Annotated in this window: 20 protein-coding genes; 18 read left to right on the top strand and 2 right to left on the bottom strand. The window is 70.5% G+C overall.

The window, feature by feature from the left end; genetic code table 11:
* Positions 1-106 precede the first annotated feature (106 nt).
* Positions 107-661 (bottom strand): beta-class carbonic anhydrase, encoded by a 555-nt coding sequence (locus ACK1X7_RS14400; RefSeq protein ID WP_385148937.1) that lies wholly within the window; start codon positions 659-661, stop codon positions 107-109.
* A gap of 408 nt (positions 662-1,069) precedes the next feature.
* Between ACK1X7_RS14400 and rsmH the strand changes: the two genes are divergently transcribed.
* From rsmH to ACK1X7_RS14320, 16 genes are all read left to right on the top strand, one after another.
* On the top strand, positions 1,070-2,032 hold the full coding sequence (gene rsmH, locus ACK1X7_RS14395) for a 16S rRNA (cytosine(1402)-N(4))-methyltransferase RsmH (protein ID WP_390792938.1): 963 nt from the start codon (positions 1,070-1,072) through the stop codon (positions 2,030-2,032).
* Complete coding sequence (locus tag ACK1X7_RS14390; protein WP_385148931.1) at positions 2,029-2,613, top strand: septum formation initiator family protein; 585 nt, start codon at positions 2,029-2,031, stop codon at positions 2,611-2,613. The genes rsmH and ACK1X7_RS14390 overlap by 4 nt, the downstream gene beginning before the upstream one ends.
* A 103-nt stretch (positions 2,614-2,716) precedes the next feature.
* A complete protein-coding gene (locus tag ACK1X7_RS14385; protein WP_413115142.1) occupies positions 2,717-4,726 on the top strand; it encodes a peptidoglycan D,D-transpeptidase FtsI family protein in 2,010 nt (669 codons plus the stop codon).
* A gap of 12 nt (positions 4,727-4,738) precedes the next feature.
* Complete coding sequence (locus ACK1X7_RS14380) at positions 4,739-6,496, top strand: UDP-N-acetylmuramoyl-L-alanyl-D-glutamate--2,6-diaminopimelate ligase (protein ID WP_390792940.1); 1,758 nt, start codon at positions 4,739-4,741, stop codon at positions 6,494-6,496.
* A 62-nt stretch (positions 6,497-6,558) separates the two neighbouring features.
* A complete protein-coding gene (locus tag ACK1X7_RS14375) occupies positions 6,559-7,983 on the top strand; it encodes a UDP-N-acetylmuramoyl-tripeptide--D-alanyl-D-alanine ligase (protein WP_385148923.1) in 1,425 nt (474 codons plus the stop codon).
* An 8-nt stretch (positions 7,984-7,991) separates the two neighbouring features.
* Positions 7,992-9,059, top strand: a complete 1,068-nt coding sequence (gene mraY, locus ACK1X7_RS14370) for a phospho-N-acetylmuramoyl-pentapeptide-transferase (RefSeq protein WP_385148921.1) — start codon at positions 7,992-7,994, stop codon at positions 9,057-9,059.
* Complete coding sequence (murD, locus tag ACK1X7_RS14365) at positions 9,056-10,507, top strand: UDP-N-acetylmuramoyl-L-alanine--D-glutamate ligase (protein WP_413115141.1); 1,452 nt, start codon at positions 9,056-9,058, stop codon at positions 10,505-10,507. The genes mraY and murD overlap by 4 nt, the downstream gene beginning before the upstream one ends.
* A 56-nt stretch (positions 10,508-10,563) precedes the next feature.
* Complete coding sequence (gene ftsW / locus ACK1X7_RS14360; protein WP_413115140.1) at positions 10,564-12,015, top strand: putative lipid II flippase FtsW; 1,452 nt, start codon at positions 10,564-10,566, stop codon at positions 12,013-12,015.
* Between the two features lie 6 nt (positions 12,016-12,021).
* Complete coding sequence (murG, locus tag ACK1X7_RS14355; protein WP_216342994.1) at positions 12,022-13,116, top strand: undecaprenyldiphospho-muramoylpentapeptide beta-N-acetylglucosaminyltransferase; 1,095 nt, start codon at positions 12,022-12,024, stop codon at positions 13,114-13,116.
* A 13-nt stretch (positions 13,117-13,129) separates the two neighbouring features.
* A complete protein-coding gene (locus ACK1X7_RS14350) occupies positions 13,130-13,927 on the top strand; it encodes a cell division protein FtsQ/DivIB (RefSeq protein ID WP_390792942.1) in 798 nt (265 codons plus the stop codon).
* A 276-nt stretch (positions 13,928-14,203) separates the two neighbouring features.
* Positions 14,204-15,439 (top strand): cell division protein FtsZ, encoded by a 1,236-nt coding sequence (gene ftsZ, locus ACK1X7_RS14345; RefSeq protein WP_385148910.1) that lies wholly within the window; start codon positions 14,204-14,206, stop codon positions 15,437-15,439.
* 43 nt (positions 15,440-15,482) lie between these two features.
* Positions 15,483-16,223 (top strand): peptidoglycan editing factor PgeF, encoded by a 741-nt coding sequence (pgeF, locus tag ACK1X7_RS14340; RefSeq protein WP_385148907.1) that lies wholly within the window; start codon positions 15,483-15,485, stop codon positions 16,221-16,223.
* 3 nt (positions 16,224-16,226) lie between these two features.
* Positions 16,227-16,946 (top strand): YggS family pyridoxal phosphate-dependent enzyme, encoded by a 720-nt coding sequence (locus tag ACK1X7_RS14335; RefSeq protein ID WP_385148904.1) that lies wholly within the window; start codon positions 16,227-16,229, stop codon positions 16,944-16,946.
* Between the two features lie 123 nt (positions 16,947-17,069).
* A complete protein-coding gene (locus ACK1X7_RS14330) occupies positions 17,070-17,690 on the top strand; it encodes a cell division protein SepF (RefSeq protein ID WP_014060002.1) in 621 nt (206 codons plus the stop codon).
* A gap of 82 nt (positions 17,691-17,772) precedes the next feature.
* Positions 17,773-18,069, top strand: a complete 297-nt coding sequence (locus tag ACK1X7_RS14325) for a YggT family protein (protein WP_014060001.1) — start codon at positions 17,773-17,775, stop codon at positions 18,067-18,069.
* Between the two features lie 49 nt (positions 18,070-18,118).
* A complete protein-coding gene (locus ACK1X7_RS14320; RefSeq protein ID WP_078640920.1) occupies positions 18,119-19,309 on the top strand; it encodes a DivIVA domain-containing protein in 1,191 nt (396 codons plus the stop codon).
* Between the two features lie 288 nt (positions 19,310-19,597).
* Here the strand turns inward: ACK1X7_RS14320 and ileS are convergent, their stop codons facing one another.
* Entirely contained in the window at positions 19,598-22,735 is a 3,138-nt protein-coding gene (gene ileS / locus ACK1X7_RS14315; protein ID WP_385154168.1) for an isoleucine--tRNA ligase, read from the bottom strand.
* Positions 22,736-23,333: 598 nt separating this feature from the next.
* On the opposite strand from ileS, the gene ACK1X7_RS14310 reads away from it, so the two are divergent.
* Complete coding sequence (locus ACK1X7_RS14310) at positions 23,334-24,173, top strand: TraR/DksA family transcriptional regulator (RefSeq protein ID WP_385154171.1); 840 nt, start codon at positions 23,334-23,336, stop codon at positions 24,171-24,173.
* A 71-nt stretch (positions 24,174-24,244) separates the two neighbouring features.
* Positions 24,245-24,832: a signal peptidase II gene (lspA, locus tag ACK1X7_RS14305; protein WP_385154174.1), complete on the top strand. Its 588-nt coding sequence runs from the start codon at positions 24,245-24,247 to the stop codon at positions 24,830-24,832.
* Positions 24,833-24,843: the final 11 nt, after the last annotated feature.

Genomic DNA, 24,843 nt, shown 5'->3' with positions numbered 1-24,843 from the left:
CCGCGGCCTCGCGTCACTCGGCTGTGGATAACCCGGGGTTATTTGTCACGCTTGTACGAGTTCGGGTGCTGAATCCCTTCAGCGACCTCAGCAACCTCAGCAACCCTCAGGCGCGCGGCGTGACCTCCCGCAGCAGACCGGTCGTCACATCGAAGACGAAACCGCGGACGTCGTCGGTGTGCACCAGGAACGGCGAGGTGCGCACCCGCTGCATCGACTGGCGGACATCGGCGTCGAGGTCCTTGAACGCCTCGACCGCCCACGACGGACGCTGGCCCACCTCCTCCTCCAGCTCATGCCGGAAGTCCTCGGTGAGGTTCAGCAGACCGCAGCCGGTGTGGTGGATGAGCACCACGCTGCGGGTCCCGAGCGCGCGCTGGCTGATGGTCAGGGACCGGATGATGTCGTCGGTGACCACACCGCCGGCGTTACGGATGGTGTGGCAGTCGCCCAGCTCCAGGCCGAGCGCCTCGTGCAGGTCCAGACGGGCGTCCATGCATGCGACGACGGCGACGCGCTGCACGGGCCGCGCGTCCATTCCGGGGTCGGTGAACTTCTCGGCGTAGGTGCGGTTGGCCTCCACGAGGCGGTCGGTGACCGTGTCTCCCGTACGGGCGTCGCGGTCGGTGGACGGATTCGGCTGCGGCGCTGATATCGACATGATGACGACGCTACCTCTCACCAGGAAACTTTGTCTTCTCTTTAGGTAGGGCAAACGAGGGCAACGGGGTGGGCCGAGCGGGTGATGTGAGGCAACCCACAGCCCCCTGTGCCCCTCGGTGTGGTGTCTGAGGGAGGTGATGCCCCCCGCGGGCGGGACGCGCTGGCCGGTTGGTTGACCGAAGGGACGAGTGGACTAAAGTGGCGCGAAGTGGGAGGCGTGACGCTCCCCTCGGATCCCGGAATTTCGCGTGAGCGCGGTGCGTACGCACCCCTCGGCCTCCTCCCGCTCCGGTCTCCTGACGTCACTTCCCCGGCGCCAGTAGGCCACTTCCCCTTCAGAGCGGGCGGGGACCCGGAGGTGCGTACCATCCTCGCCCGATCCTCAGAAGGGCGCACCAGCAGCGCAATGAGCAGCAACGCTCTCCATGTTCCCGTCATGCTCCAGCGCTGCCTGGACATGCTGGCCCCCGCTCTCGCCCGGCCCGGCGCGGTCGTGGTCGACTGCACTCTGGGCCTCGGCGGCCACAGCGAGGCGCTGTTGCGCGACTTCCCCGAGGCCCGGCTCATCGCCCTGGACCGGGACCCGTCCGCGCTGCGACTCGCCGGTGAGCGGCTCGCCCCGTACGGCGATCGGGCCACGCTGGTCCACGCGGTCTACGACGAGCTGCCCGAGGTCCTCGACCGGCTCGGCGTCCCGCGCGTCCAGGGGATCCTCTTCGACCTCGGCGTGTCCTCCATGCAGCTCGACGAGGCCGAGCGCGGTTTCGCCTACGCCCAGGACGCCCCGCTGGACATGCGGATGGACCAGACCACCGGAGTCAGCGCGGCGGAGGTGCTCAACACCTATCCGCCGGGCGAGCTGGTGCGCATCCTGCGGGCGTACGGCGAGGAGAAGTTCGCCAAGAAGATCGTGGACGCGGTGGTGCGCGAGCGCGCCAAGGAGCCGTTCACCAACAGCGCCCGGCTCGTCGAGCTGATCCGCGCGGCGCTGCCGCAGGCCGCCAAGCGCACCGGCGGCAATCCGGCCAAGCGCACCTTCCAGGCGCTGCGGATCGAGGTCAACGGCGAGCTCGCGGTCCTGGAGCGGGCCATTCCGGCGGCCGTGGGGACGCTCGCGGTCGGCGGGCGGATCGCCGTGCTGTCCTATCACTCACTGGAGGACCGCCTGGTCAAGCAGGTGTTCGCGGCCGGTGCCCGCAATACGGCGCCCCCCGGGCTGCCGGTCGTCCCCGAGCAGTACCAGCCCCGGCTGAAGCTGCTCACCCGCGGCGCGGAACTGCCCACCGAGGAGGAGATCACCGAGAACCGGCGGGCCGCCCCGGCCCGGTTCCGGGGGGCGGAGCGCATCCGGGAAGAGGTCGGTCCATGAGCACGAGGGGGACGGGGCCGAAAGGCCGGCCGGTGCCGGGGGGCGCCACGGCCAGGCGCACGCCCTTCGTGCTGCTCGTCGTGGTCCTGCTCGGCTCCGGCCTGATCGCGCTGCTGCTGCTGAACTCCTCCCTCAACCAGGGGTCGTTCGAGCTCAGCAGGCTCGAGAAGCAGACCGGGGAGCTCACCGACGAGCGCCAGGCGCTCCAGCAGGACGTCGACCAGCTCTCCGCGCCCGCCGAACTGGAGCGGCGCGCCCGGGAGCTGGGGATGGTGCCCGGCGGCAGCCCCGCCTTCCTCAACCCGGACGGCTCGGTCAGCGGGGTGCCCGCCCCCGCCTCGGGGCAGCCCTCGGTGCTCGGTGCCCCCGGCCCGGTGCTGCCGTCCCCGCTCGGCTCCGCGCCGTCCCAGGCGTCGCCCGCCCGGTCCGGGGCGTCGCCCACCCCGTCCGTCCTCGCGCCGCCGACCGCCACCCCGTCCGGTGCGGGCACGGGCACGGCGTCCGTGCCCCCGTGGGGGCTGCCCACCGCCCTCTCCGCAACCTCCTCCGCCTCCGCGCAGTCCACCCCGGCCCCTCAGTAGGTGACACGGTGACGCGATCCCCAGCCCGCGCCCAGCCCGGCCCGCCCGCGCGGAGCACCGCCCGCGCGCGGTGGGCGGCCGCCGAGCCGAGGGCGGCCGTCGCGTGAGCGCGCCCCAGGATCCCCGCCGCCGCGGCGTGCCGGGCCCGGCCGGTCCGCGCGGCGGCCGCCGCCCGCGCCAGGACGGGGCACGGCGCCCCGGTGAGCGTCAGGGACGCCCCGGTGAGCGCCAGGGAAGGCCGTCCGGCCGCCCGGCCCAGCGCCCGCGCCCGCGCCCCGGTGGTGCCCAGCCGCTGCGGCTGGGCAGCCCGCGCCCCCGGCTGCGGCTCATCAGCCTCGGCCTCACCCTCGTCATGCTGGTCTTCGTCGTACGGCTGCTTCAGGTGCAGGCCGTCGACGCCAGCGCCTACGCGGCCAAGGCCAACGTCAACCGCTACATCCCGGTGAAGCTGTCCGCCGAGCGCGGCTCCATCACCGACCGCGACGGCGTCGACCTGGCGACCACGGTGGACGCGTACGACATCACGGCCGCCCCCGACCTGCTCACCCCCAAGACGGCCAATACCCGTGACGCGCCGCGCCAGGCCGCGGCCCTCCTCGCGCCGATCCTCGGCAAGAACGAGGCGGACCTGGAGAAGAAGCTGAGCGACAACCCCAAGTCGCAGTACGTCGTGCTCGCCCGGCAGCAGTCCCCGCAGGTCTGGAACCAGATCAAGGACCTGAAGAGCGCCCTGGACGACTCGGCCGCCAAGGGCAAGGGCACCAATGTCCTGGCCGGGGTCAACCGCGAGGCGCACAGCAAGCGGGTCTATCCGAACGGGGATCTCGCCGCCGGGCTACTGGGATTCGTGGGCGCCGACGGCCGCGGCGCCGCCGGGCTCGAGCAGCAGCTCAACAAGAAGCTCGCGGGCAAGGACGGCAAGCGCGTCTACGCCCAGTCCGGTGGCCACCAGGTGCCCACCGGGGACCTCAAGGAGCAGCCCGCGGTCCCCGGCAGCGACTACGAGCTGACCATCGACCGGGACATCCAGTGGGCCGCCCAGAGCGCCATCACCGACCAGGTCCGCAAGTCCGGGGCCGACCGCGGCTATGTCATCGTCCAGGACACCCGCACCGGACAGCTCCTGGCGATGGCCAACGCCCCCGGCTTCGACCCCGGCGACATCACCACCACGGACGCCGACGACCTGGGCAACGCCGCGGTCTCCGACGCCTACGAGCCCGGCAGCGTCAGCAAGCTGATGTCCATGGCCGCCGTCCTCCAGGAGGGCGTGGCCCGCTGGGACACCCATGTGGTGGTCCCCAACCGGCTGCCGCGCGCCGACCGGGCCTTCGCCGACGACATCGACCACCCCACCTGGTACCTCACGCTCAACGGTGTGCTGGCCAAGTCCAGCAACATCGGCACGATCCTCGCCACCGAGCAGCTCGGGAAGACCAAGAAGCAGAAGAACGAGATCCTCTACTCCTATCTGCGGAAGTTCGGGATCGGCCGGCCCACCGGGCTCGGCCTCCCCGGCGAGACCTCGGGCATCCTGGCCCGGCCGCAGGACTGGAGCGCCTCGCAGCAGTACACCATCCCCTTCGGCCAGGGGCTGTCGCTCAACGCCGTCCAGGCGGCCTCCGTGTACTCCACCATCGCCAACGGCGGCGAGCGCGTCGCGCCCACCCTCGTCCGCGGCACCAGGGGCCCCGGCGGCGACTACACGGCCGCGCCCGCCCCCCGGAAGACCCGTGTCGTCAGTAAGGAGACCGCGAAGACGCTCGCCGAGATGCTCGAATCGGTCGTCGACGACCAGCAGGGCACCGGCGCCAAGGCGAAGATCCCCGGCTATCGTGTCGCGGGCAAGACCGGCACCTCCAACCGGGTGGACCCCAAGACCGGCCGCTACCGCGGCTACACCGCGTCCTTCGCCGGCTTCGCCCCGGCCGACAAACCGCGGCTGACCGTCTACTGTGCCGTTCAGAACCCGACGAAGGGCAGCTACTTCGGCGGTCAGGTCTGCGGGCCGGTCTACAAGAAGGTCATGGAGTTCGGGCTCAAGGCCCTCCAAGTCCCGCCGTCCGGGAAGCAGCCCAAACGGCTCCCCGTGAGCTACAACCCGGGCCAGTGAGCGGACCCAGCAGTGACGACGATCACGCCGGACTCCGGGAACCACGGTCCGGTACGGCCCCGCTTCGCCGCCTCATTTCGCGGGGGAGCGGGTGTCCCGGGTACGCTCACCGCCGTGCCCCACGCTGATCAGTCCCAAACCCCTCAGAAGGACGTTTCTGTGGAATACCCGGGAGCGCCCCGCCCTCTCCAGGTCCGCCCGATCCCGCTGGCGGAGCTGGCGGATCAGCTCGGCGTCGATGCCCCCGAAGCCTCGGAGGGGGCCGCGGTCACCGGGATCACCCATGACTCGCGCGCCGTACGCCCCGGCGATGTGTACGCCGCGCTGGCCGGCGCCCGCCTCCACGGCGCGGACTTCGCCGCCCAGGCCGCCGACCTCGGCGCGGTCGCGGTGCTGACCGACCCGGCCGGTGCCGAGCGCGCCGCCGCCACCGGGCTGCCGGTCCTGGCGGTGGACAATCCGCGCGGCCGGATGGGCGCGCTGGCCGCCACGATCTACGGCGAGCCGGGTGCGGACCTGCTCCAGATCGGCATCACCGGCACCTCCGGCAAGACCACGACCGCGTATCTCATCGAGGGCGGCCTGAAGGCCGCCGCGAAGCACGACGGCGGCCTTACGGGTCTCATCGGCACCGTGGAGACGCGGATCGGCGACGAGCGCATCAAGTCCGAGCGCACCACCCCCGAGGCCACCGATCTCCAGGCCCTGTTCGCGGTGATGCGCGAGCGCGACGTCCGCTCGGTCGTCATGGAGGTCTCCAGCCACGCCCTGGTCCTCGGCCGCGTCGACGGCTGCGTCTTCGACGTCGCGGTCTTCAACAACCTCAGCCCGGAGCACATGGAGTTCCACTCCGGCATGGAGGACTACTTCCAGGCCAAGGCCCAGCTCTTCACCAAGGCCCGCAGCCGCGCCGGAGTGATCAACTACGACGACGAGTACGGCCGGCGGCTGATCGAGCAGTCCGAGGTGCCCGTCACCACCTTCTCCGCCGAGGGCCACCCCGACGCCCACTGGCGGGCCGAGGACGTCGAGGTCGGCCCGCTCGGCTCGACCTTCACCGCCGTCGGCCCGGGCGGTGAGTCCGTACGGGCCGCAGCCCCCCTCCCGGGCCCCTTCAACGTGGCCAACGCGCTCGCCGCCGTCGTCGCCCTCGCCGTCGCCGGGATCGACCCGCAGACGGCCGCCGACGGCATCGCCGCCGTCCCCGGCGTACCGGGCCGGCTGGAGCGGGTCGACGTGGGCCAGCCCTACCTCGCGGTCGTCGACTACGCCCATAAGACCGACGCCGTGGAGTCGGTGCTGCGTGCCCTCCGTAAGGTGACCGACGGCAAGCTGCACGCCGTCCTCGGCTGCGGCGGGGACCGCGACCGGCTCAAGCGCGGCCCCATGGGCGCCGCGGTGGCCCGGTACTCCGACACGGCCGTCCTCACCTCCGACAACCCGCGCTCCGAGGACCCGCTCGCGATCCTCGCCGCCATGCTCGCGGGCGCCGCCGAGGTGCCCGCTCACGAGCGCGGTGATGTGCTGGTCGAGGAGGACCGGGCCAACGCCATCGCCGCCGCCGTCGCCCGCGCCGAGCCGGGTGACACCGTCATCGTGGCCGGCAAGGGCCATGAACTGGGCCAGGACATCGCCGGCGTGATCCGTGCCTTCGACGACCGCCAGGTACTCCGTGAAGCCATCGAGCTCAGTGAGCGAGCCCACAGGCGCGATGCCACGCGCCCCGCGGCGAGCCCACAACACCGGGACAATCACCAAGACCAGGGATGACAGACCGCCATGCGCGCACCAGCACCCTCAAGGCAGCTCTCCCGCACGGCCGGAGGTGATCAGTGATCGCACTGTCCCTCACCGAAATCGCCGGCCTAGTCGGTGGACAGCCGCACGACATACCGGACCCGGACCTGAAGGTCACGGGCCCTGTTGTGATCGACTCCCGTGAGGTGCGGCCCGGCAGCCTCTTCGCCGCGCTCCCCGGGGAGCGCGTGGACGGCCACGACTTCGCCCGGAAGGCGATCGAGGCCGGGGCCACGGCGGTCCTGGCCGCCCGCCCCGTGGGCACCGCGGACGCCCCCGTACCGGCGATCGTCGTGCCCGATGTCATCGCCGCCATGGGAGTGCTCGCGCGCGCCGTCGTGGAGCGCCTGGACGCCACCGTGGTCGCGCTCACCGGCTCCGCGGGCAAGACCAGCACCAAGGACCTCATCGCCCAGTTGCTCCAGCGCCGCGGCCCCACCGTATGGACGCCGGGTTCGCTCAACAACGAGATCGGCCTGCCGCTCACCGCGATGAGCGCCGATGAGGCCACCCTGCACCTGGTGCTGGAGATGGGTGCCCGCGGTAAGGGCCACATCCGGTATCTGACGGACCTCACCCCGCCCCGTATCGGACTCGTGCTCAACGTCGGCACCGCCCATATCGGAGAGTTCGGCGGCCGGGAGCAGATCGCCGAGGCCAAGGGCGAACTCGTGGAGGCCCTGCCTCCCGCCGAGGAGGGCGGGGTCGCGGTGCTCAACGCCGACGACCCCCTGGTGCGCGCCATGGCGTCGCGCACCAAGGCCCGTACCGTCCTGTTCGGCGAGGCCGAGGACGCCGATGTGCGTGCCGGGAATGTCCGGCTCGCCGAGGGCGGCCGCCCCGCCTTCACGCTTCACACCCCTACCGGGTGCAGCGAAGTGACCATGCGCCTGTACGGTGAGCACCACGTGTCGAACGCGCTCGCCGCGGCCGCCGTTGCCCACGAGTTGGGCCTGTCCGTCGACGAGATCGCCGTGGCGCTCTCCGAGGCGGGGCAGCTCTCCCGCTGGCGGATGGAGGTCACCGAGCGCTCGGACGGCGTGACGGTCGTCAACGACGCCTACAACGCGAACCCCGAGTCCATGCGAGCAGCGCTGCGCGCGCTGGTAGCCATGGGCGCTGCCACACCGGGGCGTCGCACGTGGGCGGTGCTCGGCCCGATGGCCGAGCTGGGCGAGGAGTCACTGGCCGAGCACGACGCGGTCGGGCGGCTGGCCGTCCGGCTCAACGTCAGCAAGCTCGTGGCGGTCGGCGGCCAGGAGGCCGCCTGGCTGGACATGGGCGCCAAGAACGAGGGTTCGTGGGGTGAGGAGTCGGTGCACGTGTCCGACGTGCGGGCAGCGGTCGATCTGCTGCGCAGCGAGCTGCGACCGGGGGACGTCGTGTTGGTGAAGGCATCCAGGTCGGTGGGGCTGGAGCGGGTCGCGCAGGCGTTGCTCGAGGGCGAGGGCGTCCGCTGATGGGTGGCATGAGGCAGATCCTCTTCTCGGGAGCCATCGGGCTCTTTCTGACCCTGATCGGCACCCCGCTGCTGATCAAGCTGCTGGCGCGCAAGGGCTACGGCCAGTTCATCCGGGATGACGGCCCGCGCACTCACGGCAGCAAGAAGGGCACGCCCACGATGGGCGGTATCTCCTTCATCCTGGCCACACTGATCGCCTACGCCCTGGCGAAGTTGATCACGGGCAGCCAGCCGACCTTCTCCGGTGTGCTGGTGCTCTTCCTGTTCGCGGGCATGGGCCTGGTCGGCTTCCTGGACGACTACATCAAGATCGTCAAGCAGCGGTCCCTGGGCCTGCGGGCCAAGGCCAAGATGGCCGGTCAGCTCATCGTCGGTATCGCCTTCGCGATCCTCGCGCTGAACTTCGCCGACGCGCGTCAGCAGACCCCCGCCTCCGACCGGCTCTCCTTCGTCCAGGACTTCGGCTGGTCCTTCGGCCCGGTGATCTTCGCGATCTGGGCGCTGTTCATGATCCTGGCGATGTCGAACGGCGTGAACCTCACCGACGGTCTCGACGGTCTGGCCACCGGCGCCTCCGTGATGGTCTTCGGCGCCTACACCTTCATCGGCGTCTGGCAGTACCAGGAGTCCTGCGCCAACGCGGAGACGCTCACCAACCCGTCGTCCTGTTTCGAGGTCCGTGATCCGCTCGATCTGGCCGTCGTCGCCTCCGCCCTGATGGGCGCCTGCTTCGGCTTCCTGTGGTGGAACACCTCACCCGCCAAGATCTTCATGGGCGACACCGGTTCGCTCGCGCTCGGCGGCGCGCTCGCGGGCCTGGCCATCTGCTCCCGTACGGAGCTGCTGCTGGCCCTCCTCGGCGGCCTGTTCGTGCTGATCACCATGTCCGTGGTCATCCAGGTCGGTTCGTTCCGGACGACCGGGCGACGGGTCTTCCGGATGGCGCCACTCCAGCACCACTTCGAACTCAAGGGGTGGAGCGAAGTCCTTGTGGTGGTCCGGTTCTGGATCATCCAGGGCATGTGCGTGATCGTCGGCCTCGGCCTGTTCTACGCGGGGTGGCGAGCTTCGTGACATCCGACGCCGTCGCCCTCGACGTGTCCGACCTCGCCGGACGGCAGGTCACCGTCGCCGGACTCGGCGTCTCCGGGGTCCCCGCGGCGCGTGCGCTGCGGGGCCTCGGGGCCTCGGTGACCGTGGTCAACGGCAGCGACGGCGAACCGCAGCGCGCCCAGGCGGCCGAGCTGGAGGCCCTGGGCATCACGGTCCGCCTCGGTGACGGCGAGACATTGCCGAAGGGCACCGAGCTGATCGTGACCACCCCCGGGTGGAAGCCCACCAGCCCGCTCTTCCTGGCCGCCGCCGAGGCGAACGTGCCCATCTGGGGCGATGTGGAGCTGGCGTGGCGGCTGCGCGGCGAGGACGCCCCGCCGTGGCTCGCGGTCACCGGCACCAACGGCAAGACGACCACCGTAAGGATGCTGGCGGCCATCCTGGAGGCGGCCGGGCTGCGCACCGCCGCCGTCGGCAACATCGGCGTCTCGCTCCTGGACATCGTGCTGGGCGATACGCCGTACGACGTGCTGGCCGTCGAGCTCTCCAGCTACCAGCTCCACTGGGCGCCCTCGCTGCGCGCCCACTCCGGGGCGGTGCTCAACCTCGCCCCCGACCACCTCGACTGGCACGGCTCCATGGCGGCGTACGCGGCCGACAAGGGACGGATCTACGAGGGCAATCAGGTGGCCTGCGTCTACAACGTGGCCGACCCGGCCACCGAGGACCTGGTGCGCGCGGCCGATGTCGAGGAGGGCTGCCGGGCGATCGGCTTCACCCTCGGCACCCCCGGCCCCTCCCAGCTCGGCGTCGTGGAGAACATCCTCGTCGACCGGGCCTTCGTGGCGGACCGGCAGAAGCAGGCGCAGGAGCTGGCCGAGGTCTCCGATGTGAACCCGCCGGCCCCGCACAACATCGCCAACGCCCTCGCGGCGGCGGCCCTGGCCCGAGCCTTCGGCGTCCCGCCGAAGGCCGTACGGGACGGGCTGCGCGCCTTCCGGCCGGATCCGCACCGGGTGGAGCATGTGGCGGACGTCGACGGTGTGGCCTATATCGACGACTCCAAGGCGACCAACACCCATGCCGCCGAGGCGTCGTTGGGCGCCTATGAGCACATCGTGTGGATCGCGGGCGGCCTCGCCAAGGGGGCCACCTTCGACGAGCTCGTCCTTACGGCGGCCGGGCGGCTGCGCGGGGTCGTGCTCATCGGCGCCGACCGCGCCCTGATCCGCGAAGCGCTCGCGCGACACGCAGCAGATGTCCCGGTCGTGGACCTCGACCGGACCGACACTGGGGCGATGGCGGCGGCTGTGCGCGAAGCGGCGCGGCTCGCCCGGCCGGGCGATACCGTCCTGATGGCCCCGGCCTGTGCCTCGATGGACATGTTCATCAACTACAACAAGCGGGGCGACGCCTTCGCCGCGGCGGTTCAGGACCTGGCCTCCGGCCGGGGCCCGGACGATCAGTAGCCCGCCGGTCCCCCGGCGAGGACCGCCCGCGCGGGGAAACCGGAGGGGATAAGAACATGACGCCTGACCAGCCCGCCGCCCCGCGCTCCCGGCCGGCCCGCCCCGGCACCGGCCGCCCCGCGCCGCGCTCGGGCGGCGCCCCCCGGCTGCGGGAGGCCGTACGGGCGAAGGGCAGGGCGCCGTCCCCGGCCCGTCCGCGCGGCACAGCGGGCGTCTCCCGCCCTCCGCGCCGCCCGTCGAGGGGAAACGCCTTGGACGCGCTGCGCGGGCTCCAGCAGCGCCTCCGGAGGGCCTGGGACCGTCCGCTGACCGCGTACTACCTGCTGCTCGGCGGCTCGCTGCTGATCCTGGTGCTCGGCCTGGTCATGGTCTACTCCGCCTCCCAGATCAAGGCGCTACAGTCCGGGCTCTCACCGTCGTACTTCTTCCGCAAACAGCTTTTCGCCGCCGCGCTCGGCGGCGCGCTGATGCTGCTCGCCGTGCGGATGCCCATCAAACTGCACCGCGCCTTCGCCTATCCGCTGCTCGCTGTCTCGGTCTTCCTGATGTGTCTGGTGCAGGTCCCGGGCATGGGCATCGCGGTCAACGGCAATCGGAACTGGATCTCCTTCGGCGGCCCGTTCCTGCTCCAGCCCAGTGAGTTCGGCAAGCTGGCGCTCGTCCTGTGGGGTGCCGATCTTCTCGCCCGCAAACAGGACAAGCGGCTGCTGGCCCAGTGGAAGCATCTGCTGGTCCCGCTGGTGCCCGCGGCCGGGATGCTGCTCGGCCTGATCATGCTGGGCGGGGACATGGGCACCGCGATCATTCTCACGGCGATCCTTTTCGGCCTGCTTTGGCTGGCGGGCGCCCCCACTCGGCTCTTCGTGGGCGTCCTCGCCTTCGCCGGGGTCATCGGCATGCTGCTGATCAAGACCAGCGCCAACCGGATGTCCCGGCTCGCCTGTATCGGCGCCACCGAGCCCGGTGCGCACGATCAGTGCTGGCAGGCCGTCCATGGGATCTACGCGCTCGCCAACGGCGGCTGGTTCGGATCCGGACTCGGGGCAAGCATGGAGAAATGGGGCGAACTACCCGAACCGCATACTGACTTCATCTTCGCGATTACCGGGGAGGAACTCGGACTGGCGGGGACGCTGTCGGTTCTCGTTCTCTTCGCGGCTCTAGGCTATGCGGGTATCCGCGTGGCCGGACGCACGGAGGACCCCTTCGTGAGGTACGCCGCGGGAGGTGTGACCACCTGGATCACGGCCCAGGCCGTGGTCAATATCGGCGCGGTGCTCGGTCTGCTGCCGATCGCCGGGGTTCCGCTCCCGCTGTTCTCCTACGGAGGGTCCGCCCTGCTGCCGACCATGTTCGCCGTCGGCCTGCTGATCGCCTTCGCACGGGCTGAGCCCGGTGCTCGAGCGGCGCTGGCCATGCGGCAGCCTGCTTTGCGGAAGAAGCTGGCTCGGGTGAGACGGAAGACGATGCGACGGCCCGTCAAGAGGCGGCCGTCCGGAGAGCGGTGAATTTCGGTGCATGTCGTACTCGCCGGTGGGGGGACCGCCGGCCACATCGAGCCCGCGCTCGCCCTCGCGGACGCCCTGCGGAGGCAGGACCCGACCGTGGGGATCACGGCGCTCGGAACGGAGCGTGGGCTCGAGACCCGGCTCGTACCGGAGCGTGGTTATGAACTCGGGCTCATCCCGGCCGTACCGCTGCCGCGTAAGCCCACCCCTGAGCTGATCACCGTCCCCGGGCGGCTGCGCGGCACGATCAAGGCCGCCGAGCAGATCCTGGAGCGCACCAAGGCCGACTGTGTCGTCGGCTTCGGCGGCTATGTGGCGCTGCCCGGATATCTGGCGGCCAAGCGGCTCGGGGTGCCGATCGTCGTCCACGAGGCCAACGCCCGCCCCGGGCTCGCCAACAAGATCGGCTCGCGCTACGCCAAGTACGTGGCGGTCTCCACCCCCGACAGCAAGCTCCGCAACGCCCGCTACGTCGGCATCCCGCTGCGCCGCTCCATCGCCACCCTCGACCGGGCGGCGGTCCGCCCCGAGGCCCGCGCGGCCTTCGGGCTCGACCAGAACCTGCCGACACTGCTGGTCTCCGGTGGATCACAGGGCGCGCGCCGGCTCAACGAGGTGGTCCAGGCGGTGGCGCCGTTTCTCCAGCGCGCCGGGATCCAGGTGCTGCACGCGGTCGGCCCGAAGAACGAATTGCCGCACGTGGACAACATGCCCGGAATGCCGCCGTATATCCCGGTATCGTACCTGGATCGGATGGACCTCGCGTATGCCGCGGCCGACATGATGCTCTGCCGCGCGGGCGCGATGACCGTCGCCGAACTGTCCGCCGTCGGGCTCCCGGCCGCCTACGTCCCCCTGCCGATCGGCAACGGCGAACAGCGGCTCAACGCCCAGCCGCTGGTCAAGGAGGGCGGCGGACTGCTGGTCGACGACGCCGAGCTGAGCCCCGAGTGGATCCAGGGCAATGTGCTGCCGGTGCTCGGCGACCCGCACCGGCTGTACGAGATGTCCCGCCGGGCCGCCGAGTTCGGCCGCAGGGACGCCGACGAGCTGCTGGTCGGCATGGTGTACGAGGCGATCAGCGCACGCCGCCAGGCGTGAGAAGGCAGGGAGCGTGGCCGGACCGTCGACCGCCGAGCGCGGCGCACGAGGGACGACTCCGTCCGGCCCGCCCCCACGCTTCCGCCGGGCGGGCGGCAGGTTCCGGCTGCCCGGCCGCCGCCCCCTGCTGATGACGGCGGTGGCGGTGACCCTGCTCGGCGCCGGCGCGGTCTGGCTCCTCTACGGCTCGAGCTGGCTGCGGGCCGAGCGGGTGCGGGTCACCGGCACCACCGTCCTCACCGCCGACGAGGTGCGCTCCGCCGCCGATGTTCCGCTGAACACCCCGATGGTGGCGGTGGACACGGCGGGGATCGAACACCGGTTGCGCGAGCGGCTGCCGCGGATTGCAAAAGTGGACGTATCCCGGTCATGGCCGCACACCATCAGTCTGGTAGTGACGGAACGCAGGCCCGAAGCCATTGTCGAAGAGGGCGGGAAGTTCCATGAAGTGGACGCCGCGGGAGTCCGGTTCTCGACCGTGAGCAAGCGTCCGAAGGGGGTTCCGGTGCTGGAAATGGAGCCGGACCGGTCGCCGAGTTCGCGCCATTTCGGCCCCACCGCACTGCGCCGCGAGGCGGTCCGGGTGGTCACCCAACTCCCCGAGAAGGTCCGCCAGGACACCCGTTCCCTCCGGGTCCGCTCGTACGATTCGATCACCCTTGAGCTGACCGGAGGCCGTACCATCGCCTGGGGGAGCGGAGAGCGAGGCGAGGCGAAGGCGAAGACGCTCACCGCACTGATGAAAGCGCAGCCGGACGCGGACCACTTCGACGTCAGTGCGCCGAGCGCTCCGGCGGTGTCTCGCAGTTGACCTGATAGCGGCAGGCCAGCACCCTGGTTGGCTAGCCCACTGGGTGATCACATAGGGTGAAAAGAAAAGCGGGAGGTTCGGCGTGTTCATTGAACGCGCGCCACTTGTCGACTTAGTGTCCTGTTCCGAAGAGTCCGGGAAACAGAGGCACTGGTAACCCTAAACTTCAGCGTTAGGGTTGGGGTCGGCAATCGGAACCGTCCCATTCGGCATCAGTCGGCGCACCGCGGCAACGGCGGAGTGACGACACGTAACTCGAGGCGAGAGGCCTTCGACGTGGCAGCACCGCAGAACTACCTCGCAGTCATCAAGGTCGTCGGCATCGGCGGCGGTGGCGTGAATGCCATCAACCGGATGATCGAGGTCGGGCTCAAGGGCGTCGAGTTCATCGCGATCAACACCGATGCACAGGCCCTGCTGATGAGTGACGCGGACGTCAAACTGGACGTCGGCCGTGAGCTCACCCGGGGCCTTGGAGCCGGCGCCAACCCGGATGTCGGCCGTAAGGCCGCCGAGGACCACCGCGAGGAGATCGAGGAGGTCCTCAAGGGGGCCGACATGGTCTTCGTGACCGCGGGTGAGGGCGGCGGCACGGGCACCGGCGGTGCGCCGGTGGTCGCCAATATCGCCCGCTCGCTCGGTGCCCTGACGATCGGTGTGGTCACCCGCCCGTTCACCTTCGAGGGCCGCCGCCGTGCCAATCAGGCCGAGGACGGCATCGCGGGTCTGCGCGACGAGGTCGACACCCTCATCGTGATCCCGAACGACCGGCTGCTGTCCATTTCGGACCGTCAGGTGAGCGTGCTCGACGCGTTCAAGTCGGCCGACCAGGTGCTGCTGTCGGGTGTTCAGGGCATCACCGATCTGATCACCACCCCGGGTCTGATCAACCTCGACTTCGCGGACGTCAAGTCCGTGATGTCCGAGGCCGGATCGGCGCTCATGGGCATCGGCTCGGCCCGCGGCGACGACCGCGCGGTGGCCGCCGCCGAGATGGCGATCTCCTCGCCGCTGCTGGAGGCGTCCATCGACGGCGCCCGGGGCGTGCTGCTCTCCATCTCCGGCGGTTCCGACCTCGGTCTGTTCGAGATCAACGAGGCCGCCCAGCTCGTGAGCGAGGCCGCCCACCCCGAGGCCAACATCATCTTCGGCGCGGTGATCGACGACGCGCTCGGCGACGAGGTCCGGGTCACCGTGATCGCGGCGGGCTTCGACGGCGGTCAGCCGCCTCCCAAGAACCGCGACAAGGTGCTGGGTTCCTACAGCGGCGGCCGCGAAGAGGGATCCGGCAATTCCTCGAGCCGTCCGTCCGGTCAGGAGAACAGCCGCCCGTCCTTCGGCGGGCTCGGCAGCGTCACCTCGCGTGACGAGGAGTCCGCCCCGGCGGACCCGGCCCCGGTCGCCGAGGTGCCGCCGCCCCCGGTGCCCACCCCGCACCCCCAGGTCCCGCCGGCCCGTCCCTACCCGGAGAGCCAGGCCGAGGAGCTGGACGTCCCGGACTTCCTGAAGTGAGCCGTCCGGCATGGCTCGACGGCGACTTTGAAGTGAATCAGACGTGATAGCGCAACAGCACGACGCGAGCGGCGCGCACTTCGCCTTCACCGACCGGTGGGGCGGGGTGAGCGCCGCTCCGTATGACGAGCTCAATCTCGGCGGGGCGGTCGGTGACGACCCCCAGGCCGTACGGACCAACCGCGAACTGGCCGCCAAGGCGATGGGCCTGGACCCGGCGGCCGTCGTATGGATGAACCAGGTGCACGGCCGGGACGTCGCGGTGGTCGACGGACCGTGGTCGGACGATGAGATTCCGGCGGTGGACGCGGTGGTGACCCGGCGTCCGGGGCTCGCCCTGGCCGTCCTGACCGCCGACTGCACCCCGGTGCTGCTGGCCGATCCGGTGGCCGGAGTCGTCGGCGCCGCCCACGCGGGCCGGCCGGGACTGGTCGCCGGAGTGGTCCCGGCGGTGGTCAAGGCGATGACCGAACAGGGCGCCGAGACCGCCCGGATCGTCGCCCGCACCGGCCCCGCGGTCTGCGGCCGCTGTTATGAGGTCCCCGCGGAGATGCGCGCCGATGTCGCGCAGAGCGTGCCGGAGGCGTGGGCCGAGACCCGGTGGGGTACCCCGGCGGTGGATGTGGCGGCGGGTGTTCGGGCCCAACTGGCCCGTGCCGGTGTGCGGATGGACGAGAAGGATGGACAATCTCACATCTGCACTCTGGAGTCGGCGGACCACTTCTCGTACCGGCGCGAGCACACCACGGGGCGGCTCGCGAGCTACGTCTGGTTGGGCGGCTGAGCTGTGACGGATCGCAAGAGTGAACTGGCCGCGAATCTGGCCCGGGTGACGGAACGTATCTCTGCCGCCTGTGCCGAGGCCGGTCGCAAGCGCGAAGAGGTGACCCTGATCGTGGTCACCAAGACCTATCCGGCGAGCGATGTCCGTTTGCTCGCGGAACTCGGTGTACGGCATGTCGCCGAGAACCGCGATCAGGAAGCCGCCCCCAAAGCCGCGGAATGCGCGGATCTGCCCTTGATCTGGCACTTTGTCGGGCAATTGCAGACCAATAAGGTGCGTTCCGTGTCGAGTTATGCCGATGTGGTGCAATCTGTCGACCGTAAGCGATTGGTCGACGCGCTCTCCCGTGCGGCTGTGGGGGCCGCGCGGGAGATGGGCGTACTGATTCAGGTCGCGCTCGACGCGGACTCCGATGAACGGGGAGCGCGCGGGGGCGTGGGACCGGGCGGAGTGGAACGGCTCGCGGAGTCCGTGGCCGAGGCCGAAGGACTCCGGCTCGACGGACTGATGACCGTCGCCCCGCTGACGGGCCTCTACGAGGGGCGGCCGCGGGCGGCGTTCGACCGGCTGCTGGAAATCTCATCCCGCCTGCGCGTGGCTCATCCGGCTGCGAACATGGTCTCGGCGGGGATGAGCTCGGATCTCGAGGAAGCCGTGGCGGCGGGAGCGACACATGTGCGCGTCGGCACTGCGGTACTCGGAGTCCGACCCAGCCTCCGGTAACGTCGCGAAGAAGTCGGACCACAGCAGAAAATATGGTCATTCCCGTCAAAAGGCGGGCTGGCCACGTGGATCCATGGCATCCGGTGGCGGAGCCGATCCACCACAGAGCGGAGGACGCAGAGAATGGCCGGCGCGATGCGCAAGATGGCGGTCTACCTCGGCCTCGTGGAGGACGATGGGTACGACGGCCGGGGATTCGACCCCGACGACGACTTCGAGCCCGAGCCGGAGCCCGAACGGGAGCGGGACCGTCGGCGGCATCAGGTAGTGGAGACCGAACCGCGGCCGGAAAGGGGCGAATCTGTGCGAGTCGTCCACCCTCCCGCACAACGTGAACCGGCTCCTCTTGCGGTGGAAACCGGGCGACCCGCGCGAATTGCCCCCGTGGCGTCCATCACACCTGAACGTCAGAACTTGGAGAAGAACGCGCCAGTGATCATGCCCAAGGTTGTGTCCGAGCGGGAGCCGTACCGCATCACCACACTGCACCCCCGGACCTACAACGAGGCCCGTACTATCGGGGAACACTTCCGTGAGGGCACTCCCGTGATCATGAATCTGACGGAGATGGACGACACGGATGCGAAGCGACTTGTCGACTTTGCCGCCGGTCTGGTGTTCGGTCTCCATGGGAGCATTGAGCGGGTGACGCAGAAGGTGTTCCTGTTGTCTCCTGCTAACGTCGATGTCACGGCGGAGGACAAGGCCCGTATCGCAGAGGGCGGGTTCTTCAACCAGAGCTGAGACGCAAAAACGGCAAACCGGCAACACCGAGTCATCCGAGGCCGAAAGGCCGGGTACGAACCAGGGGAGAGGGACGCGCGGGATGGGCATCGCACTACAGGTGATCTACATCGCGCTCTACTGCTACCTGATCGTGCTGATCTTCAGGCTCGTGATGGACTATGTCTTCCAGTTCGCGCGCTCGTGGCAACCCGGTAGGGCGATGGTGGTCATCCTCGAGGCCACCTACACTGTCACCGATCCGCCACTCAAGTTGCTACGGCGGTTCATTCCGCCGCTGCGTCTCGGGGGTGTGGCGCTCGACCTGTCCTTCTTCGTGCTGATGATCATCGTCTGGATCCTGATCACCGTCGTGAGCAATTTTGCGAGCAGGGTGTGAACGATACGGTCTTGCCGATTGCCGACGACTACGTTGAGGTGAAGTAGAGATGCCGTTGACCCCCGAGGACGTGCGGAACAAGCAGTTCACGACCGTCCGCCTCCGAGAAGGCTATGACGAGGACGAGGTCGATGCCTTCCTCGACGAGGTCGAAGCCGAACTGACCCGGCTGCTACGGGAGAACGAGGACCTGCGCGCCAAGCTGGCCGCGGCGACCCGTGCCGCCGCCCAGAGTCAGCAACAAGGTATGCGCAAGCCTCCCGAACAGCAGGAGAGGCCCGGCGCACCTGTGCCCGCCGCCATATCCGGACCGCAGCCGGTGCCGCCCGGCCAGCAGCAGATGGGTGGTCCGCCCCAACTCCCGGGCGGAGCCCCGCAACTGCCGGCGGGTCCGATGGGACAGAACGGTCCCGGACCGATGCAGCAGGGCGGACCCGGTCCGATGCAGCAGGGTGGCCCCGGCCCCATGCAGCAGGGTGGACCCGGCCCCATGGGCCAGAACGGTCCGATGGGCCAGAACGGCCCGATGGGCCCCGGCGGTCCCATGGGTGGCCCGATGGGCGGTCCCGGTGGCCCCGGCGGTCCTGGCGGCCCGCAGTTGCCGCAGCCGGGCCAGGGCCCGGGCGGCGACAGCGCCGCGCGTGTGCTCTCGCTCGCGCAGCAGACCGCCGACCAGGCGATCGCGGAGGCCCGTTCCGAGGCCAACAAGATCGTCGGCGAGGCCCGTAGCCGCGCCGAGGGCCTGGAGCGGGACGCCCGCGCCAAGGCCGACGCGCTGGAGCGGGACGCGCAGGAGAAGCACCGTGTCGCGATGGGCTCCTTGGAGTCCGCTCGTGCCACGCTCGAGCGCAAGGTCGAGGACCTGCGCGGCTTCGAGCGCGAGTACCGCACGCGGCTGAAGTCGTACCTGGAGAGCCAGCTCCGCCAGTTGGAGAACCAGGCCGACGACTCGCTCGCCCCGCCGCGCACCCCGGCGACCGCCTCGCTGCCGCCGTCCCCGTCGATGAGCGGTTCCATGGCCTCGGCCGGCGCCGGCTCGATGGGCGGCCACACCATGGGTGGCAACCAGACCATGGGCGGCCACAACCCGAACGGCGGAGCGCCGTCCTACGGTGGGCAGCAGCAGATGTCTCCCGCGATGACCCAGCCGATGGCACCGGTGCGGCCGCAGAGTCCGCAGCCGATGCAGCAGGCGCCCAGCCCGATGCGGGGCTTCCTCATCGACGAGGACGACAACTGATGCGGGCCGCCTAGCGCGGAGCGTTCGGCAATCACAAGGGCCGGGCCCGGGAGCGATGAGCTCCCGGGCCCGGCCCTTTGCCACGCCCGCGGCCGTGGGGGCTTTTCCCCTACCCGCCCCTTCCCACAACCGGGGCTCCGCCCCGGACCCCGGTCCTCAATCGCCGGACGGGCTGAAATCAGCCCGTCCGGCGATTGAGGACACGCCCGAAGGGCGTCCGGGGGCCCGGGGGCGAAGCCCCCGGTTCGGGAGAAGGGGCGGGTAGGGGAACAAACCCCCGGGTGGGGGTTACGCCTTGCGGAGGCGGAAGGTCAGGCCCAGGGGGGCGTCCTCGAAGGGGGCGCCGTACGCGGCATCCGCCTCGCCCGCCGCGAAGTCGGTCGCGAGGACCTCGTCCGCGATCAGGCCCGCGTGATCCGTGAGCGCCTGCCGCAGCTCCTCGTCCGCCGTCTCCCACCGCAGCGCGATCCGGTCGGCCACGTCCAGCCCGCTGTTCTTACGGGCCTCCTGGATCAGCCGGATCGCGTCACGGGCGAGGCCCGCGCGGCGCAGCTCCGGGGTGATCTCCAGGTCGAGGGCGACCGTGGCGCCCGCGTCGGAGGCGACCGACCAGCCCTCGCGCGGGGTCTCGGTGATGATGACCTCGTCGGGGGAGAGGGCCACCGTCTCGCCGTCCACCAGGACCGACGCGTTCCCCTCGCGCAGCGCGAGCGACAGCGCGGCGGCTTCCGCCTCCGCGATCGCCTTGGCTACCGGCTGGGTGCCCTTGCCGAACCGCTTGCCCAGGGCGCGGAAGTTGGCCTTCGCGGTCGTGTCGACCAGAGAGCCGCCGACCTCGCTCAGCGAGGCGAGCGAGGAGACGTTCAGCTCCTCCTCGATCTGGGCGCGCAGTTCGGCGCCGAGGGTTTCGAAGCCGGCCGCCGCGACCAGGGCGCGCGAGAGCGGCTGGCGCGTCTTCACGCCGGACTCCGCGCGGGTCGCGCGCCCCAGCTCCACCAGGCGCCGCACCAGCGCCATCTGCGCCGAGAGGGCCGGGTCGATCATCGACCGGTCCGGCTCCGGCCAGGTGGTCAGGTGCACGGAGGCGGGGGCCTCCGGGACCACCGGGACGACCAGGTCCTGCCAGACCCGCTCGGTGATGAAGGGCACCAGGGGCGCCATCAGCCGGGTGACCGTCTCGATGACATCGTGCAGGGTGCGCAGCGCGGCGGCGTCGCCCTGCCAGAAGCGGCGGCGGGAGCGGCGCACGTACCAGTTGGACAGATCGTCGACGAAGGCCGACAGCAGCTTTCCGGCGCGCTGGGTGTCGTACGCCTCCAGGGCCTCGGTGACCTGCTCGGTGAGCGTGCCCAGCTCGCCCAGCAGCCAGCGGTCCAGCAGCGGCCGCTCGGCCGGGGCCGGGTCGGCCGCGGACGGCGCCCAGCCCGAGGTGCGGGCGTACAGCGCCTGGAAGGCGACCGTGTTCCAGTAGGTGAGCAGCGTCTTGCGCACGACCTCCTGGATGGTGCCGTGGCCCACCCGCCGGGCCGCCCACGGCGAGCCGCCCGCGGCCATGAACCAGCGGACCGCGTCGGCGCCGTGCTGATCCATCAGCGGGATCGGCTGAAGGATGTTGCCCAGGTGCTTGGACATCTTGCGGCCGTCCTCGGCCAGGATGTGACCGAGGCAGACCACGTTCTCGTACGAGGACTTGTCGAAGACGAGCGTGCCGACCGCCATCAGCGTGTAGAACCAGCCGCGGGTCTGGTCGATGGCCTCGGAGATGAACTGTGCCGGGTAGCGGCTCTCGAAGAGCTCCTTGTTCCGGTACGGGTAGCCGTACTGCGCGAACGGCATCGAGCCCGAGTCGTACCAGGCGTCGATGACCTCGGGCACCCGCTCGGCCGTCAGCGAGCAGCCGTCGGCGGTGCAGGTGAAGGTGATGTCGTCGATGTACGGGCGGTGCGGGTCAAGATCGCTCTGGTCGGTGCCGGTCAGCTCGGAGAGCTCGGCGAGGGAGCCGACGCAGGTGAGATGGGACTCGGCGCAGCGCCAGATGGGCAGCGGGGTGCCCCAGTAGCGATTGCGCGACAGCGCCCAGTCGATGTTGTTATTGAGCCAGTCGCCATAGCGACCGGTCTTGACCGATTCCGGATACCAGTTGGTCTTCTCGTTCTCCCGCAGCAGCGCGTCCTTGATCGCGGTGGTGCGGATGTACCAGGACGGCTGGGCGTAGTAGAGCAGCGCGGTGTGGCAGCGCCAGCAGTGCGGGTAGCTGTGCTCGTACGGAACATGCCGGAACAGCAGCCCGCGCTCTTTGAGGTCCGCCGTGAGCGCCTCGTCGGCCTTCTTGAAGAACTGGCCGCCGATCAGCTCCAGTCCTTCCTCGAAGGTGCCGTCCGGGCGGACCGGGTTGACCACCGGCAGACCGTAGGCCCGGCAGGTCAGCAGGTCGTCCTCGCCGAAGGCGGGGGACTGGTGGACCAGACCGGTGCCGTCCTCGGTCGTCACATACTCGGCGTTGACGACGAAGTGCGCGTCCGGGATCTCCACCAGCTCGAAGGGGCGCCGATAGGTCCAGCGCTCCATCTCGGCCCCGGTGAAGGACTCCCCGGTGACGGTCCAGTCCTCGCCGAGCGCCTGCCCGACCAGCGGCTCGGCGACGACCAGCTTCTCCTCGCCGTTGGTGGCGACCACATAGCGCACCTGCGGATGCGCGGCCACGGCGGTGTTGGAGACCAGGGTCCACGGTGTCGTCGTCCACACCAGCAGCGCCGCCTCGCCCGCCAGCGGGCCCGAGGTCAGCGGGAAGCGGACGAAGACCGAGGGGTCGACGACCGTCTCATAGCCCTGGGCCAGCTCATGGTCGGACAGCCCGGTGCCGCAGCGCGGGCACCAGGGGGCGACCCGGTGGTCCTGGACCAGCAGCCCCTTGTCGAAGATCTCCTTCAGGGACCACCACACCGACTCGATATAGCCGGGGTTCATGGTCCAGTACGCGCCGTCGAGGTCGGTCCAGAAGCCCATCCGCGTGGTGAGCTCGGCGAAGGCGTCGGTGTGCCGGGTGACGGACTCCCGGCACTTGGCGTTGAACTCGGCGATGCCGTACGCCTCGATGTCCTTCTTGCCGTTGAAGCCCAGCTCCTTCTCGACCGCCAGCTCGACCGGCAGGCCATGGCAGTCCCAGCCCGCCTTACGGTCGACGTGGTAGCCCCGCATGGTGCGGAAGCGCGGGAAGACGTCCTTGAAGACGCGGGCCTCGATGTGGTGGGCGCCCGGCATGCCGTTCGCGGTCGGGGGGCCCTCGTAGAAGACCCACTCGGGCCGGCCCTCGGACTGCTCGAGGCTACGGGCGAAGATCTTGTTCTCCCGCCAGAAGTCGAGCACGGCGTGCTCGAGGGCGGGCAGGTCGACCTGGGCGGGCACCTGGCGGTACTGCGGCGTCATCGGGGCTCTTCTTCCTCCGGCGGACACGTGCTCTTCCGTTTCCGTCGGAGGGACGAGAGCCGTGCGCTCCCGCGGTACCACCCTCCTTGACCGGTAGCTGGTCGGCTTCCGGCCCCCTCATTGGGATCGCGATGCCGGTTCTACTGACCCACTGCGGGCGTTCTTCCGGCGGCTCCGGGGTGATCCTTCACATCGCGCTCGCCCCCGGGCTCACACCGTCCCCGGGTCGCTCTGGGCCGCCTACGACGCTACTCGTCCCCATCCACGCCTCTCGCTGCGCCCCAGTGTACGGGGCCGAGGAGGCCGGGGCCGACCGGAATACCCACTGCGCCGAGTGAGGGACGGCCGGCTCCGGGGATTGACCCGAATGGCGATACGCCGGGTGTTGTGGCCGCGGTCGTCACGCTGGGTCACCAGAGGGTGCCGGATTCCGGACGGATTACCGGACGCGGAGTGGGGCACAAAGGTGGGGACCGGGTTGTCGAACGGGCAAGCCGGGCGAATCGGGCGGCGTGCCCCGTTGCCGCCCGCCCGGAGTCGATTTATCGTTCCGGAACGATTCGCGCGCAAGATCACAATATGTGAAGGGGCCGCGGCCATGGTGGCGAGAAAGACCGCCGTGCAGAAGAGCACGGCGAAGGCGACGAAGGCCGCGCCCGGCAAGAAGAGCGCCTCGGGCAAGAAGGCCGTCAACAACACGACCGCGGCCCCCGCCGGAGCCGCCGCGCAAGGCGCCGCCAAGGCGTCCGGGAAGAGCGCCCCGAGGAAGAACTCGGAGACGCCCACCAGGAAGCACGCATCCGCCAAGACGGTCGCGCCGACCGAGGAGGGCGCGGCCGGGGAGACCGTGGCCGGGCAGACCACGGCCGGTAAGACCACGGCCAGGAAGGCCGCGCCCGCCGACAAGGCGGTGCCCGCGAAGAAGACGGGAGCCAGGAAAGTGGTTGCGAAGAAGACTCCGGGTGGTGCGCCGACCGGCAAGAAGGCCACGACGACCGCACCCCCCCTGCCCAAGGCCCGTGCGGCGGGCGCGCCCGTCGACCCCAGCGACCTCGCGGTCCGCCCCGGCGAGGACCCCTGGTCCGCCGAGGAGGTGGACGAGGCGCGCGCCGGGCTGCTGACCGAGGCCGGCCGGCTGCGCACCGAGATCCTCGCCTCCGAGCAGGCGATCACCGGGCTGATGCGCGACTCCGGTGACGGTGCCGGTGACGACCAGGCCGACACCGGCACCAAGAACATCACCCGCGAGCATGAGATGGCCCTGGCCGGAAACGCCCGCGAGATGCTGCTCCAGACCGAGCGGGCCCTGGACCGGCTGGACACCGGCACCTACGGGCTGTGCGAGAACTGCGGCAATGCGATCGGCAAGGCCCGGATGCAGGCGTTCCCCAGGGCCACACTGTGCGTCGAGTGCAAGCAGCGCCAGGAGCGGCGCTGACGCCCGTACGCATGTGCCGTACCCTCGTCCCTCACAGGGGGAGACTGGCCCGGACGAGTTGAGGGACTCACGTGACAGAGGCGGAGCAGGCCATCGGTACGCCGGATGCGGGGAAGGCAGAGGAGGGTGCCGGGACCAGCGCCGCCGGAGCCGATGAGGCCGCGGCGGGCAGGGGGAAGCGGCGCGTCGGCGTGCTCCTCACGGTCGCGGCGCTGGCCTATCTGATCGATCTGGTCAGCAAGCTGGCCGTGGTCGCGAAGCTGGAGCACCACGCTCCGGTCGAGGTGATCGGCACCTGGCTTCAGTTCGAGGTGATCCGCAACCGGGGTGCGGCCTTCGGCTTCGGCGAGGCCATGACCATCGTCTTCACGGTGATCGCGGTCGGCGTCATCGTGGTGATCGCCCGGCTGGCCCGCAAGCTCCACAGCCTGCCCTGGGCCATCGCGCTCGGTCTGCTGCTCGGCGGCGCCTTCGGCAATCTCACCGACCGGATCTTCCGGGCGCCCGGGGACTTCCAGGGGGCGGTCGTGGACTTCATCGCGCCCTCCCACTTCGCGGTCTTCAACCTCGCCGACTCGGCCATCGTCTGCGGCGGCTTCCTGATCGTGATCCTGTCCTTCCGCGGTCTCGACCCGGACGGCACGGTCCACAAGGACTGACCAGGGCCCGG

This window comes from Streptomyces sp. CY-1 (genome assembly GCF_047218265.1).
Classification (GTDB): domain Bacteria; phylum Actinomycetota; class Actinomycetes; order Streptomycetales; family Streptomycetaceae; genus Streptomyces; species Streptomyces niphimycinicus.
This window is presented reverse-complemented; position numbering and strand designations above follow the sequence as displayed.

Excerpts from the sequence above, each read along its gene's own strand:
- ACK1X7_RS14390 (WP_385148931.1), top strand. The coding sequence starts at position 2,029 with ATGAGCACGAGGGGGACGGGGCCGAAAGGCCGGCCGGTGCCGGGGGGC.
- ACK1X7_RS14310 (WP_385154171.1), top strand. The coding sequence starts at position 23,334 with ATGGTGGCGAGAAAGACCGCCGTGCAGAAGAGCACGGCGAAGGCGACG.
- rsmH (WP_390792938.1), top strand. The coding sequence starts at position 1,070 with ATGAGCAGCAACGCTCTCCATGTTCCCGTCATGCTCCAGCGCTGCCTG.
- ACK1X7_RS14330 (WP_014060002.1), top strand. The coding sequence starts at position 17,070 with ATGGCCGGCGCGATGCGCAAGATGGCGGTCTACCTCGGCCTCGTGGAG.
- ftsW (WP_413115140.1), top strand. The coding sequence starts at position 10,564 with ATGACGCCTGACCAGCCCGCCGCCCCGCGCTCCCGGCCGGCCCGCCCC.
- ACK1X7_RS14325 (WP_014060001.1), top strand. The coding sequence starts at position 17,773 with ATGGGCATCGCACTACAGGTGATCTACATCGCGCTCTACTGCTACCTG.
- mraY (WP_385148921.1), top strand. The coding sequence starts at position 7,992 with ATGAGGCAGATCCTCTTCTCGGGAGCCATCGGGCTCTTTCTGACCCTG.
- ACK1X7_RS14400 (WP_385148937.1), bottom strand. The coding sequence starts at position 661 with ATGTCGATATCAGCGCCGCAGCCGAATCCGTCCACCGACCGCGACGCC.
- ACK1X7_RS14320 (WP_078640920.1), top strand. The coding sequence starts at position 18,119 with ATGCCGTTGACCCCCGAGGACGTGCGGAACAAGCAGTTCACGACCGTC.
- ileS (WP_385154168.1), bottom strand. The coding sequence starts at position 22,735 with ATGACGCCGCAGTACCGCCAGGTGCCCGCCCAGGTCGACCTGCCCGCC.